Origin of the sequence: Lysinibacillus macroides, assembly GCF_001281525.1 — a bacterium.
Taxonomy (GTDB): Bacteria; Bacillota; Bacilli; order Bacillales_A; family Planococcaceae; genus Lysinibacillus; species Lysinibacillus macroides.
The window spans coordinates 1128126-1141218 of the sequence record NZ_LGCI01000005.1 but is presented as its reverse complement, the minus strand read 5'-3'; the positions used below and the strand labels follow the sequence as shown (position 1 = coordinate 1141218).

Sequence of the window (13093 nt, the reverse complement as noted above, 5' to 3'; positions counted from 1 at the left end):
GTCCTCCTTAAAATTGCAATCTAGCAACAGAAATCGTAGCATTGCCTGATTTTTTCTTTTCTAATAGCAGTGAATCAACCTTCGCATAGCGCATAGCCGCGGGTTCGCTTACACCATATGCACCTGTATATTTAAAGACCGTTTCAGAAGGAGATGGGAAGTCGATTTCATTTAATTCAGCAGGTGTATAGGTGATAAATTCCCAATCATATTTCTTGGTAATCTCTAAAAAGCATTGCTCATCCTTCTTTAGATCAATGGTACATAATGCCTTTACGCTTTTTTTCGAAAGCTTAAGCTCCGCCAATGTTTCATCAATGACTTGTTCAACTTCCTCTACAGAGGTTCCACGATTACAGCCCATCCCTAAGATAATTGATTTAGGTCGATAAATCACGCCATTTTCCAATAGCACTTCTTCCGCTGGCTCAATAATCCGATCTGTAATGAATAACGTGGCATGTGGTTTCGCCTCTATCGCTGCCTGTGTAGATGGATAGATTTTAATTTGCTCTGGCATTGGCGTATCACGCATCCACCAATCACGCTCACCCGCTTCCTGCACAATGGCAACGTGCTCCTCATTGACAACAGAGGCACTAACAGGCGTTAATTTATCGGCACTATCCCAGACCCAGCCAAAGCGTGCGCCAAACAAATCAACAGGAATGGTCTTTTGCACATCAGAAGCCGTTGTAATAATCGGGTTAGCATCAAGTGCCGCTGCTACCTCATGTGTCAGTTCATTTGCTCCACCAAGATGCCCTGACAAAACACTAATAACATTTTCGCCTCGATCATCAATGACGACAACACCAGGATCGGTTTTTTTATCCTTTAAAATAGGGGCAATCATGCGTACTACTGCGCCTAGTGAAATAATTAAAATCAACCCTTTATATTGCTTAAATAGTGTTGGCAATAGCAGGCGCACTGTTCCTGTAAATAGTTGAATATGCTTTTCTTCTTCATCGCCTTGTTCAAATTTACTCATATAATATAAATCGCTTGCTGCAAAGGTTTGCTGCAGACGACGTCCTATTTGGACACCATGCTTCGTAATGGCTACAACGGCATAAGGATTACGTTGCTCAACCTCTGGTAACACACCCTCTTGTAACTCAATCACTTGTCTTCACACCTTTTCTAAAGCCATGTGTAAAGCTTGCATCATATAACTTCGAACGATATTGATCTTTATCATGAATGTTCGGGTCTAATGCCCAGCCTGCTAAAATCATCGCATGCTTACGAATACCATTCACACGCATCGCTTCATCTAATTCGATTAAAGTCGTTCGTACGATTTTTTGATCGGGCCATGAAGCTCGTTGAATAACGGCTACGGGTGTCTCATCTGCCCAACCTGCACTTTGTAGTTCCTTGACAATTTTTTTGGTAAGCGTCGCACTTAGGAATAAGGCAATCGTACAATGATGGCTCGCTAAATCATGTAGCTTTTCAAATTCTGGCACAGGTGTACGCCCTTCGGCACGTGTTAAAATAAGGGTTTGCGTTAAATCTGGAATTGTTAGCTCCGCGCCAATTGCCGCTGCTGATGCAAAGACAGAGCTCACGCCTGGAATAACCTCATAGCCAATGCCTTCCTTTTTTAAGAGTGCTACCTGCTCCATAATTGCCCCATACATCGCAGGGTCACCTGTATGCATACGTGCAACTGTTTTTCCTGCATTGACACGGTCCACCATCACAGCAACCATTTCCTCTAAATGCATACCAGCCGTGCGAATCACCTCTGCATCTGAGCTTGCTTTGGCAATGAGGTCTTCACTCACTAATGAATCTGTATACATGACAACATCCGCTGTTTGTAGCATATGTAAGCCTTTGACTGTAATTAAATCGGGATCACCAGGACCCGCGCCGACAATATAGATTTTCTTCATTTATTTACGCACCACCATTAATGTTAAATATTCTAAATCGACACCATCTAGCTCACGTACATCCCAAATAATCTCTTCATCAGATGTTACCTTTGTCACGACAGATGCTTTATCCAGTAAATCTAAATCACGTAGCACCTCAAGCATTAAATCAATGACTTTTGCTACTTTAATAAAGACCACGGCATCATGACTTTCAATCGCTTCACGCATTGCCTCGTAATTATCATGGGCTGGAATAATGGCTACACGGTCATCGCCGTCCGCCAATGCAATGCCTAAGCGTGAGGCGGAGCCATTGAACGAAGAAATACCTGGAACTGTACGAATTTCTACCTCTGGATGCTTTTCCTGCATCAGCTTCATCATATGGATAAACGTACTATATAATAGCGGATCACCCTCTGTTACAAAGGCAACATCCTTGCCCTGCTGTAATTTTTCATAGACAAGCGCCACTGATTTTGTCCATTCACGCTCAAGAACAGCCTCATCCTTTGTCATCGGGAAAACAAGCCCAAGCATATCCTTTTCCTCTGGATTAATATAGACATCAACAATACGATGGGCATAGCTTTTACTGCCTTTTAGCTTTTTCGGATAGGCAATAACTGATGATTCCTGAATCACACGGAATGCCTTTACTGTAATTAATTCTGGATCGCCAGGACCAACGCCCAAGCCGTATAAAACACCTAAATTAGTCATGATTTTCTTCCTTTCGATAAGCCGAAATAATATAGATTGGATTTAATGGGACAAAGCGTGTCATATCTAAGATTGGTTTACTGCGCGCAAGCTGTGCCTGTAAAATATCAACAGCAAAACCACAGGCTTTAAAGGCCTCCACAGCCTTATATAAATTTTCAATAGTTGCAGCATTTAACACAATGCGACCATATGGCTTTAGACGGTTACAGCATAATTGTAATAACTCCACCATCTCACCACCTGTGCCACCGATGAAAATAGCATCAGGATCTGGGAAGCTGTCTAGTCCCTCCGGTGCTTTACTATGAATCGCTGTAATATCAACTCGGAATTTCTGTTGATTTTGGAGACAATTTTCTAAATCAGGTGCATTTTTCTCCACCGCAAATACTTGTCCTTCAGGTGCAAGCTTACCAGCCTCTATTGCCATCGAGCCTGTGCATGTACCAATATCCCAAATAATGCTATCTTTTTGTAACTGCATGGCCTGCAAGCTTAACACACGGATTTCTTTTTTCGTAATCAGCCCTTTATCTGGCTTGCGCTGTGAGAACTCTTCATCAGCAATACCAAGTGTATAACGCTTTGGCTCAAAGGTTTGCTGTAAAATCACAACATTTAATGGGGAAAACATAGCCGTTTCCAATTCATCGAGCGAATACCAGCCAACTTTTTCGTTTTCACCCTGTAAATTTTCCGCCACAAACGCGCGGTATTCTGTTAATCCAAAATGCTTTAAATAACGAGCGAGCGCATTTGGGCTATTATCGGCATCTGTTAACAGTGCTACTTTCTTTTTACCATTGATGCGCTGTGCCAAGCCCTTCATAGAACGGCCATGAATACTTGTCACATAAGCATCCTGCCAGCTTTCGCCCATCTTTGCAAAGGCAAGCTGGATGGAGCTTATATACGGATACACCTCTAGTTTCAGCTTTTTCGCTAAATAGCCACCAAGCCCATAAAATAACGGATCACCTGATGCTAAAATGACTGTTTTTTTTGTTTCATTTGCTAAGCGTTCAACAAGTGACGAAAGACCACCTTTAATAACAATCTTTTCACCTGTATAAGCTGGGAAAAAATCGAGAACACGCTCACCTCCAACAAGCACCTCACTATCCTCAATCCATTGGAGGTATTGTGGTAGTAAGCTTGCTAATCCGTTATCCCCGATCCCAATTAACTTCATCGATCGATGCAATATTATCAGCCCTTCCTAGTAATTGTCCCTGCATCGAATAGATCGATGTGGAAAGTGTTAGACCACCCTTTATATGATGTAAGGAGGAATAGCAGCAAGCCTCACATAAATGATGGAAGAACGCATGATAGCCCTTTGCCATCATAATTTCTCCGACTTGTGACGCTGTGTTGGCATGTCGTACTTCGGCAATCGTTGCTTCATCTGCGCCACTATCTGCTGCTAGCTGTGCTAAAAAAGGAAAATCAATCGGTGCGCTTTTGGAATGCACCATCATTACTCCTTGCGCAACCTTCGAAAACTTGCCCATCATACCAACAAGCGACACCTGCTTCATGCCTAGACGTTTGCAATGCTTTAAGGTAAAGCCAACAAAATCGCCCATTTCAATAAAGGCTTCTTCTGGTAAATTTGGATATTGCTGCATTGCAAATTTTTCACTGCGACCACCCGTAGTGACCACTAAATGGTCACAGCCAGCCTCTTTTGCCACGCTAATCGCCTGCACAATACTTGCCATATAGGCAGAACTCGAAAAAGGCACGACGGTTCCCCTTGTGCCTAAAATCGAGATGCCTCCAAGTATACCAAGCCGCCCATTTAACGTTTTTTTAGCAATTTCTTCACCCTTCGGTACAGAAATAACCACATTTACGCCTCGAGTAATGTGAAATTCGTCCAACACACCTTGGACCGTGCTATAAATCATTTTACGGGGCACAGGATTAATGGCTGCCTCTCCGACAGGCACTGGCAGGCCAGGCTTTGTGACACGCCCGACGCCAATCCCTCCATCTAAATGAATCCCAGGTGTATCTGCCCAGCTCACCGTGCTAACAATGAGTGCCTGATGTGTGGCATCAGGATCATCGCCTGCATCTTTAATCGTTTCACAGCTAACTGCATTTTGTTCAAATATGCATTTTTCAATGGTAAAGGTTGCATCTCGCCCAATTGGTAAATGGATCGTGCTTGTTTCTTGCTCTTCCTTGGTAATTAAGGCAAGCAATGCAGCCTTTGTTACCGCAGTTGCACAGGCCCCTGTTGTGTAACCGTGACGCATGTCCTTAGGGTCCTTTTTAGGCTTGCGCTCCATTATTTTTTGGCCTGTTCATCCGCTAAAAGTGAAACAGCGTTTAAAGCGGCTACCGTCACTGTACTGCCGCCTTTACGACCAACATTCGTAATATATGGAATCCCTTCTAATTTCAGTAGCTCTTCCTTTGATTCAGCCGCTGATACAAAACCAACAGGCATGCCAATAATTAAATCAGGCTTTGCTAGACCTTCTTTTATTAAACGAATTAATTCAAGCAATGCTGTTGGGGCATTACCGATTGCATAAATACCACCTTCATGGAGCTTCGCTGCCTTTTGCATTGAAATAATGGCACGCGTTGTATTTTGTTTTTTCGCTTCAATCGACACATCTTCATCTGCAATATAACAATGTAAATCTCCTCCATGCTTTTGGAAGCGCTTCTTACCAGAGCCACTTTCAATCATTTGCACATCTGCAATAACATGTCGCCCTGCAAGAATGGATTTAATGCCCGCTTCAATCGCGCCTGGTGTAATGATGACGCTACGACCTAGCTCAAAATCTGCCGATGCATGGATAATACGGCGCACAACCTTCCACTCGTCTTCCGAAAAGTCATGCTCGCCCATTTCCTCTGCAATAATTGAAAAGCTATAATCGTAAATTTTATCTGGGTCTACTGTTAGTGGTTTGAAATCTGTTTTAAAATCCATGAAAAATGCCTCCTAAAGTGTTTTTTGTACAGCCTGTAAAACGTCTTCAAAGGTTGAATATTGTTGGCCATATTGAATATTTGGTCTTGCAATTAAAATCGTTTCAATATTACAAGCAAGCGCCGCCTCTAGCTTCTCATCCACTGAGCCAACTTTGCCGCTTTCCTTGGTAATCATTAATGTTACCCCATATTGACGAAATAGCGCTTCATTTAACTCCTTTGTAAACGGACCTTGAATCGCTACAATATCTCGCTGTGCCACGCCAAGTGCCTCACATTTTTCCATATTGTCCAGTCGTGGCAGCATACGCGCGATCACTCTTGTATTGTCTAAGCCGTGTAACACCTTTGTAAAGGTCGCGAGCGTCTTACTGCCTGTTGTCAGCATAATAACCCCGCGCTTTTGTGCCGCTAGCTGAGCGGCTTCCTCATAATCCTTCACAACGGTAATCAATGGATGGGCATAATGCTCATGTACACGCTCATAGCGAATATAAGGAATTTGTGCTTGTTTGGCTGCTGCCATCGCATTTTTAGAGGCCTCTTCCGCAAAGGGATGGGAGGCATCTACTACTAATTGATAGCCCTGCTCTGTCATAATTGCTGCCATTTCATCAGCCGTCAGTCGACCGATTAAATGCGGCAAGCCAGCATCAGCAAGACTAGCGGCTGCTGATTCGGTAACAACTGTAGCTGTGACAGGATAACCTGCCTGCTGCAAGTTGAGGGCGAGGCTTCTGGCATCACTCGTTCCTGCTAACATAAAAATCATTTTACAGACTCCTCTATATGATGATCATGGTCGTGATGATGGTGATGGTGGTCATGATCATGATGGTGGTGATGATGTGCATGACCATGTACTGCCGCATAAGCACGGTAATTCTCTAAATCTTGCATGCCTGTTGATGTACCATTTACTGCCTGTTCAATACGCTCTAATAACACATTTTGCAGACGTTCATGGTAGCCAAAATAATCAGCAATTTGAATAGCACAATCTGGATACTGCTTATTGAACTTTTCACACATGCCATTCATGCGTTCCATTAAAATGCCTGTGAATAAAAAGTACGGCAGCATAATAATCTTTTTAGCACCTAATTTAACACAGCGCTCCATTCCTTCTTCAACAAGTGGATCTGTTACCCCCATAAAAGCACTTTCCACATATTTTACAGGTAGCTTTTCCCATAAGAGACGTGTTATTTTATAAAAATCACCATTTGCCTCTGGATCACTGCCACCACGTGCAATTAATAAAATCGCGGTATCCTGCTGCTCTTGCTCTGTGTTAAAGCCAATGTTTGCTAGACGATCCTGTAAAATGCCAAATATCTCCTCATGAATACCAATTGTTTGACCATATGTGAAGGTGATGTTTGGATAATGTTCACGTGCATGCTCAATTTCTGCTGGAATATGAAGCTTAGAGTGACCCGCATGGAGTAAAATAATAGGGATAACATGAACCTCTGTTGCCCCCTTCTTCACGCAGTTTGTAATACCCTCTTCAATATTTGGCGAGGCAAATTCAAGAAAACAGGTTTCCACTAAAAATTGTGGGTCAATACGCGGTGTCATTTGCGCAATAAATGTGCGTACCTCCTCATTTCCTGCTGCTAAACGGCTACCATGGCCGACAAATAAAATTGCTTTCATCTCTATTACTCCTCACTAGTCGCCACATGGAGCGGGCTCTACTTTTATTTTGGAAGACATATCTTGATAGGTAAAATGCAGTATTTTTTTCACACGTTTAAAATATTTGAATAGGCGCTCATTTGGATGAGCATTCGCTTTGTATTCTTCAATAATATCCGTAAGCAATGGCACTAGCTGGTCAGGCTCTAATCCTTCTACAACAGGCTGTGCTGCATGTGCTGTACGACCTACTGGCTTTGCCCCTATGAAAACATCAAACTTGCTTTTGCGATACACAATACCAATATCATCAAACACGGCACGATAACAGGCCATACCACAGCCATTAAAGCCAATATTTAATGTTTTCGGCAAAGACATGCCCCCTAGCTTTTCCTGAATTTCTTCTGCATAGGGAATGGAATCAGCCTTTTCGCCATAACAAAAATCGCAAGCCTTTAGTGTGGCAACATCACCGATAGGCGCTAATAAAAAGCCTACTGCCTGTAGCTTTTCGGTAATGTGATCTGGCTCCGTTGTTGGGATTTTCAAATGGATCTGATGCTCTGGTGTATATTCCATCGTGCCATGTTCGCCAACGACCTCTGCTAACGTCGTCATTTGCTGTGGTGTAAAAAATTTATTGGCAACCCCTGGACTGACGGCTAACTCAAAAATAGCTTCAATTTTTTGCTGGACAAGCTTGGGTGTTACCTGTATCGCACTTGTACCTTTCACCATTGCAAGCGCCGCTGTAGCCATTTCCAATGCTGTTTTTTTCGGCTTTGGCGTAGCGGCTACACTGGGTTTATGATTACGTCCTGCATTGGGATCAGCCGCAAAGTCCCCACGAGCCTCCCCTGTTTCCTGATTCATTGCCCATGGCTCATTTTCCTCACGTAGGCGCTGATGCGGACGTAATGGCTGCTTCTCTTCACCAAGTGTATATTTTCGTTGATAGCCACGCGGTGTAATCATTTTATTATCATAGAAAAATGTCGATGAATTCCCAATAATCACAGTTGTTAGCATACCAATATCATGCTCTAGCATTTCGGCTAATGTTGTCATCGTAACTTCTTGACGCTCACGATAGGCACTTTTCACAAGTCCAACAGGTGTATCAGGTGAACGATATTCTAAAAGAATGCGCTGTGCCTCGGCAATTTGTCTTGTACGTCGACCACTTTTGGGATTGTAGAGCGCAATGACAAAATCTGCCATCGCTGCTGCCTCTACACGCTTGGCAATTAAATTCCAGGGTGTTAAATGGTCGCTTAAACTGATGGTACAAGCATCATGCATAATCGGGGCTCCTAGTAAACTAGCACATGAATTAATCGCTGAAATCCCTGGTACAATTTCAACTTCAATGCCTGTTGCTTCTGTCCAGCCTAACTCAATTAACACCTCATACACTAAGCCTGCCATGCCATAAACGCCTGCATCTCCACTAGAAATCACAGAGACAATGCTACCAGCCTCCGCTTGACGTACAGCCTCCTGTGCACGTGAAACCTCCTCTGTCATGCCTGTACTAACAATCGATTTGGCATTGACTAAATCTTGAATAAGCTCTACATAGGTTTTGTAGCCAATAATCATATCACTTTGTTGCAATGCCTCTACAGCACGTGTCGTAATATGCTTAAAATCTCCAGGTCCAAAGCCCACGACGAAAATTTTCCCTTTTTGTGCCATCTTGCTACCTCTCTTTCACCTTTTCAATCCCTTTAATAGCCGTTGTTTGTGCTGTACGCTGTAATATACCTTCACGCAATGTAAAAACATGCTCCTTGTATAAAGATTCATGATGTAAGTCTTGTACAAGTGCTCTCGCATGCTCTGTTGATGGCACACGATACCAATTGCCCTGCGGATAGGCAATGACAACGCAAGCATCCTTACATCGTCCATTACAGCGTGTTCTTGTCGTATGTATTTCTTGATCAAGTGCCTGTCGCTGTATTTCATCTCGAATGGCTTGTGTAATGTCCTCCGCATCCTTTTTCATACAGCTACTGCCGTTGCAAATAAAGAGATGTGTTTGCATCCCCTCTAAATTCCATGTTGTCATCTAATCGCTCCCTTCATTTGCTGTTTTGGAAAAGAAAAAACCTTTACTCTTCGCTTGAGAGTAAAGGTTTTATAGAAGCTTGTTAAAAACGAATAAAATGCTGGTACCCGCTTTTGCTCCAACTTCTCCCTCCGAAAAGTTTGCATGCACAATCAACTAAGCAGGTTTCCTGACTTAAGCTTCATCTTACTTTCACGCCTTCCCAGTTTGCACAAGTGGCTTTGTGATTTCATCAGCTATTACAGTAGCGGGGGCTGTATTGGACTTTCACCAATTTCCCTATTATCTCGAAAATTTGAGCACTTATTGATGTTTTTATATGAAATTATTAGCGTTATCTTTGAATAGAAAACTGTCTCTATCATAGCTTATTATTTTAAAATTTCAATATTTCTTTAACAAATTGTGATAATTTTATCAGTTTTGGTTATCAGAATTTTTGACATTGACGCCCAATTCGAAAAAATTTCATAAAAAGTATAGCATATTTATGGAAATGCATGTTACAATTTGTCGTGAAATCTCACAATTCTATATTTTTCGGTGTAAAATACTTGTTATTTTACTTAAAAGGGAAGTCGGTGTAAGTCCGACGCGGTCCCGCCACTGTAATAGGGAGTTATATAGAAATTGCCACTGTCCAACGGATGGGAAGGCCTATAAAACAATGAACTAGAGCCAGGAGACCTGCCGAAAATACGTGACCGTTTCAGCCTACGAGGATAGGTGTGCAACTTAGCAGATACGCATGTTTTTGCTCTTTTAGTATGCACTTTTCCTGTAGCGGAGAAGTGCTTTTTGTATGGACGCAGCCAAACAGCCTGTTGAGCGAGCAGCAGGATACTTATGGAATCATGCGAAAGTCTAAATACGCAAAAAGCATTTCTCCGCCCGTCATATTTTTACAATCTATTTCATAGTGAGGAGGAAAAATATTGAAGCTTTCTTGGTGGAAATGTAGTTATTTTTTAGTGGCATATTTAATGGTGCCAAAACAAGCTTTTGCCATGCATATCATGGAAGGTTTTTTACCAATTGAATGGGCTATTTTTTGGTGGGTTATCTCTATTCCCTTTATTGTACTAGGATTGCGTTCCATTCGAAAAACAATCGAAGCAAACCCAGAAACCAAAATGATGCTGGGTCTTTCAGGAGCCTTTGCGTTTGTGTTATCTGCCTTAAAAATTCCCTCTGTTACAGGGAGCTGCTCGCATCCTACAGGTGTGGGACTTGGTACCGTTTTATTTGGCCCGCTTGCCATGAGTGTGATCGGCACGATTGTTTTATTATTCCAATCTTTACTTTTAGCACATGGGGGTCTTACAACGTTAGGAGCAAATGCCTTTTCAATGGCGATCGTAGGTCCTTTTATCGTGTATTTTGTCTTTAAAGGGGCACAAAAAATAGGTTTGTCGTTTTCATTAGCTGTGTTCTTCGCTGCCATGCTTGGCGACTTAGGCACATATGTTGTGACTTCTGTACAGCTAGCACTTGCCTTCCCTTCTGAGGTGGGTGGCTTCGCCGCATCCTTCACAAAATTCGCAGGTATTTTTGCTTTAACACAAATTCCATTAGCCATTAGTGAGGGGATTTTAACAGTGATTGTGATGAACTTCTTGAAAAAATATAATATTAGCGAATTAAAGGCATTACGTGTTTTCTCAGCAAAGGAGGCACACTAAGATGAAACGTACTTTATTACTATTAGCCATTGTTGTCCTGTTAGCCATTATCCCCCTGTTTATTCAAAAGGGTGCAGAGTTCGGTGGTGCTGATGGTGAGGCCGAAGCAGCCATTGGCGAAATTAATAAGGATTATGAACCATGGTTTGAAAGTTTATGGGAGCCGCCTAGTGGTGAAATTGAAAGCTTACTATTTGTACTACAGGCTGCGATTGGCGCAGGCTTTATTGGCTACTTTATCGGCTATATGCGCGGCAAGCATAAAGAAGGCTAAATACGATGCTATTAATCGATAAGTATGCTTACCTTAATAAACTAGCGCACGTTCATCCACTAGAAAAAATGATCTTTTCCTTAGGACTATTGTTATTATCCCTAATTTTAAGAGATGAACAGCTTTCACTCATTACATTTTTTGTAATGAGTGCTTTTATCATTTTCGGCGCAAAAATCCCATTAAGCTATTATGTAAAACTATTGCTATTACCAGCCTTTTTTTTATTCACTAGTCTTGTATCCATTTTAATCTCAATTGCACCATCTACACATGTGCTACCTCCTCACATTTGGTCTTTCACCTTTAGCAATTGGACGATTTTTATTGGGCAGGCCAGTATGACAGCAGCACAGCAATTATTTTTTATTGTGCTTGGTAGTATCAGTTGCTTATATTTTTTAATCCTAACAACCTCAGTTCAAGGAATTTGCTATGTTTTACGACAATGGCGATTTCCAGTGTTATTAGTTGAATTAGTAGAGCTAACCTATCGTTTTATTTTTCTTTTTTTAGCTAGTATGCAAAAAATTTACCTCGCCCAGCAAGCACGTCTCGGCTATTATTCACCTATCCAATGGCTACGTTCACTATCCATGCTGATAGCAGCATTATTTGTGGAGATGTTTCAGCGGAGTCGAGCGCTTAACAATGCGATGCAATCACGTGGTGGCGAGGCTGTCTATTGGCACGAAGCAAGCTCGTATAACAAGAAAAATTGGCTAGGCATGGCACTTATTTTTCTACTCTTTATCGTATATGGAGGTTTTTTCGCATGACAGCCTATTATTTTGAACTTCATCATCTGTCCCATATTTACGCAGATGGCACAACAGCGCTCACAGATATTTCATTGCAAATTCCAAGGGGGAAAAAAATTGCGATCCTTGGACATAACGGTGCAGGAAAATCTACGTTATTTCAGCATCTTAACGGGATATTAAAGCCTACTACAGGCACTATTTCTTTTCAGGGTAACAAGCTTCAGTACAGCAGCAAAGCTTTAAGAACCCTTCGTCAACAGGTTGGGATTGTCTTTCAAGATGCAGACCATCAGCTTTTTTCAGGCACAGTCAAGCAAGATATAGCGTATGGACCGCTTAATTTGGGCTGGTCTACTGAAAAAATTGAGGAAAAGATCGCCTGGGCGGTTGCACAAACAGAGGTAGAGAATTTACTAGATAAGCCGATTCATTTCTTAAGTGTTGGACAAAAAAAACGTGTGGCGATGGCTGGTGTTTTAGCAATGGAGCCATCTGTTCTCTTATTAGATGAACCAACAGCAGGTCTGGATCATTATTATGCTACACAAGTTTTACAATACCTAGCAAAATTAGAGGATGGGGAAAGAACCATTCTATTAGCAACACATGATATTCAACTCGCCTATGAATGGGCAGAGCAAATTATTGTGATGGAGGCAGGGTCAATCATTTATAATGGTGATCCCATCACTCTATTCTATAACGAAGAACTATTAAAACGTGCCCATCTTGAACGCCCATGGGTCTTTGCGATGACCATGCTATTACAAGAAAAAAAGATCTTAACGAGCAAGGAGCCAATACCTCGTTCTAGGGATGATTTACACAGACTTATTCAACAGCTTTAAACAGTTTGACCAGGGGCTAATTTAAGCAGCAGTGAAAATTTTTCCTCATTTACGAAACTTTTCTATTAGTTAATCGTATAAATATAGTCAAGGCGTTCAATAGGCAAAAATAAGAACTATGATTTCCATCTAAGTAAGAAGATAGCAAAAACTCTTCTATCTTTAGAATAGAACGGAAGTAAGGGTTTGAAAATTTATGTTTATTGGGAGGCCAAACTTAACATA

The 13093-nt window shown here is 41.8% G+C and carries 14 protein-coding genes and 2 riboswitches; of the genes, 4 read left to right on the top strand and 10 right to left on the bottom strand.

Annotated features, from left to right (window positions below; all coding sequences use genetic code 11):
• Positions 1 to 7: 7 nt before the first annotated feature.
• Genes ADM90_RS08415 through ADM90_RS08370 form a run of 10 tightly spaced genes read right to left on the bottom strand, consistent with a single transcriptional unit; the run spans position 8 to position 9300 of the window.
• Positions 8 to 1129 (bottom strand): cobalt-precorrin 5A hydrolase, encoded by a 1122-nt coding sequence (locus tag ADM90_RS08415; protein ID WP_053994533.1) that lies wholly within the window; start codon positions 1127 to 1129, stop codon positions 8 to 10.
• On the bottom strand, positions 1122 to 1907 hold the full coding sequence (cobM, locus tag ADM90_RS08410; protein WP_053994532.1) for a precorrin-4 C(11)-methyltransferase: 786 nt from the start codon (positions 1905 to 1907) through the stop codon (positions 1122 to 1124). Before cobM ends, ADM90_RS08415 begins: the two co-directional genes overlap by 8 nt.
• Positions 1908 to 2615 (bottom strand): precorrin-2 C(20)-methyltransferase, encoded by a 708-nt coding sequence (gene cobI / locus ADM90_RS08405; RefSeq protein WP_053994531.1) that lies wholly within the window; start codon positions 2613 to 2615, stop codon positions 1908 to 1910.
• The gene (gene cbiE / locus ADM90_RS08400; RefSeq protein WP_200908541.1) at positions 2608 to 3810 is read right to left on the bottom strand and encodes a precorrin-6y C5,15-methyltransferase (decarboxylating) subunit CbiE; all 1203 of its coding nucleotides are present in this window, start codon (positions 3808 to 3810) and stop codon (positions 2608 to 2610) included. The genes cobI and cbiE overlap by 8 nt, the downstream gene beginning before the upstream one ends.
• Complete coding sequence (locus ADM90_RS08395; RefSeq protein WP_053994529.1) at positions 3785 to 4918, bottom strand: cobalt-precorrin-5B (C(1))-methyltransferase; 1134 nt, start codon at positions 4916 to 4918, stop codon at positions 3785 to 3787. Before ADM90_RS08395 ends, cbiE begins: the two co-directional genes overlap by 26 nt.
• Complete coding sequence (locus ADM90_RS08390; protein ID WP_053994528.1) at positions 4918 to 5577, bottom strand: precorrin-8X methylmutase; 660 nt, start codon at positions 5575 to 5577, stop codon at positions 4918 to 4920. Before ADM90_RS08390 ends, ADM90_RS08395 begins: the two co-directional genes overlap by 1 nt.
• A gap of 12 nt (positions 5578 to 5589) precedes the next feature.
• Positions 5590 to 6351: a precorrin-6A reductase gene (cobK, locus tag ADM90_RS08385; protein ID WP_053994527.1), complete on the bottom strand. Its 762-nt coding sequence runs from the start codon at positions 6349 to 6351 to the stop codon at positions 5590 to 5592.
• The gene (locus ADM90_RS08380; RefSeq protein ID WP_053994526.1) at positions 6348 to 7241 is read right to left on the bottom strand and encodes a sirohydrochlorin chelatase; all 894 of its coding nucleotides are present in this window, start codon (positions 7239 to 7241) and stop codon (positions 6348 to 6350) included. Before ADM90_RS08380 ends, cobK begins: the two co-directional genes overlap by 4 nt.
• 15 nt (positions 7242 to 7256) lie before the next feature.
• A complete protein-coding gene (gene cobJ, locus ADM90_RS08375; RefSeq protein ID WP_053994525.1) occupies positions 7257 to 8924 on the bottom strand; it encodes a precorrin-3B C(17)-methyltransferase in 1668 nt (555 codons plus the stop codon).
• A gap of 4 nt (positions 8925 to 8928) precedes the next feature.
• Positions 8929 to 9300, bottom strand: a complete 372-nt coding sequence (locus tag ADM90_RS08370; protein ID WP_053994524.1) for a (2Fe-2S) ferredoxin domain-containing protein — start codon at positions 9298 to 9300, stop codon at positions 8929 to 8931.
• Between the two features lie 141 nt (positions 9301 to 9441).
• Positions 9442 to 9622: riboswitch (cobalamin riboswitch) on the bottom strand.
• Between the two features lie 202 nt (positions 9623 to 9824).
• Positions 9825 to 10009, top strand: a riboswitch (cobalamin riboswitch).
• A 226-nt stretch (positions 10010 to 10235) separates the two neighbouring features.
• On the opposite strand from ADM90_RS08370, the gene ADM90_RS08365 reads away from it, so the two are divergent.
• From ADM90_RS08365 to ADM90_RS08350, 4 genes are read left to right on the top strand one after another with little or no spacing between them, the layout of a single operon-like run.
• Positions 10236 to 10982: an energy-coupling factor ABC transporter permease gene (locus ADM90_RS08365; RefSeq protein ID WP_053994523.1), complete on the top strand. Its 747-nt coding sequence runs from the start codon at positions 10236 to 10238 to the stop codon at positions 10980 to 10982.
• 1 nt (position 10983) lies between these two features.
• The gene (locus tag ADM90_RS08360; protein WP_053994522.1) at positions 10984 to 11256 is read left to right on the top strand and encodes an energy-coupling factor ABC transporter substrate-binding protein; all 273 of its coding nucleotides are present in this window, start codon (positions 10984 to 10986) and stop codon (positions 11254 to 11256) included.
• Positions 11257 to 11261: 5 nt separating this feature from the next.
• On the top strand, positions 11262 to 12035 hold the full coding sequence (gene cbiQ / locus ADM90_RS08355; RefSeq protein ID WP_053994521.1) for a cobalt ECF transporter T component CbiQ: 774 nt from the start codon (positions 11262 to 11264) through the stop codon (positions 12033 to 12035).
• Positions 12032 to 12868 (top strand): energy-coupling factor ABC transporter ATP-binding protein, encoded by an 837-nt coding sequence (locus ADM90_RS08350; RefSeq protein ID WP_053994520.1) that lies wholly within the window; start codon positions 12032 to 12034, stop codon positions 12866 to 12868. Before cbiQ ends, ADM90_RS08350 begins: the two co-directional genes overlap by 4 nt.
• The last annotated feature ends 225 nt before the right edge of the window (positions 12869 to 13093 follow it).

Bases quoted from the DNA above. Each gene is read 5' to 3' on its own strand.
- cobM (WP_053994532.1), bottom strand. From the start codon at position 1,907: ATGAAGAAAATCTATATTGTCGGCGCGGGTCCTGGTGATCCCGATTTA.
- cobI (WP_053994531.1), bottom strand. From the start codon at position 2,615: ATGACTAATTTAGGTGTTTTATACGGCTTGGGCGTTGGTCCTGGCGAT.
- cbiE (WP_200908541.1), bottom strand. From the start codon at position 3,810: ATGAAGTTAATTGGGATCGGGGATAACGGATTAGCAAGCTTACTACCA.
- ADM90_RS08395 (WP_053994529.1), bottom strand. From the start codon at position 4,918: ATGGAGCGCAAGCCTAAAAAGGACCCTAAGGACATGCGTCACGGTTAC.
- ADM90_RS08390 (WP_053994528.1), bottom strand. From the start codon at position 5,577: ATGGATTTTAAAACAGATTTCAAACCACTAACAGTAGACCCAGATAAA.
- cobK (WP_053994527.1), bottom strand. From the start codon at position 6,351: ATGATTTTTATGTTAGCAGGAACGAGTGATGCCAGAAGCCTCGCCCTC.
- ADM90_RS08380 (WP_053994526.1), bottom strand. From the start codon at position 7,241: ATGAAAGCAATTTTATTTGTCGGCCATGGTAGCCGTTTAGCAGCAGGA.
- cobJ (WP_053994525.1), bottom strand. From the start codon at position 8,924: ATGGCACAAAAAGGGAAAATTTTCGTCGTGGGCTTTGGACCTGGAGAT.
- ADM90_RS08370 (WP_053994524.1), bottom strand. From the start codon at position 9,300: ATGACAACATGGAATTTAGAGGGGATGCAAACACATCTCTTTATTTGC.
- ADM90_RS08360 (WP_053994522.1), top strand. From the start codon at position 10,984: ATGAAACGTACTTTATTACTATTAGCCATTGTTGTCCTGTTAGCCATT.
- cbiQ (WP_053994521.1), top strand. From the start codon at position 11,262: ATGCTATTAATCGATAAGTATGCTTACCTTAATAAACTAGCGCACGTT.
- ADM90_RS08350 (WP_053994520.1), top strand. From the start codon at position 12,032: ATGACAGCCTATTATTTTGAACTTCATCATCTGTCCCATATTTACGCA.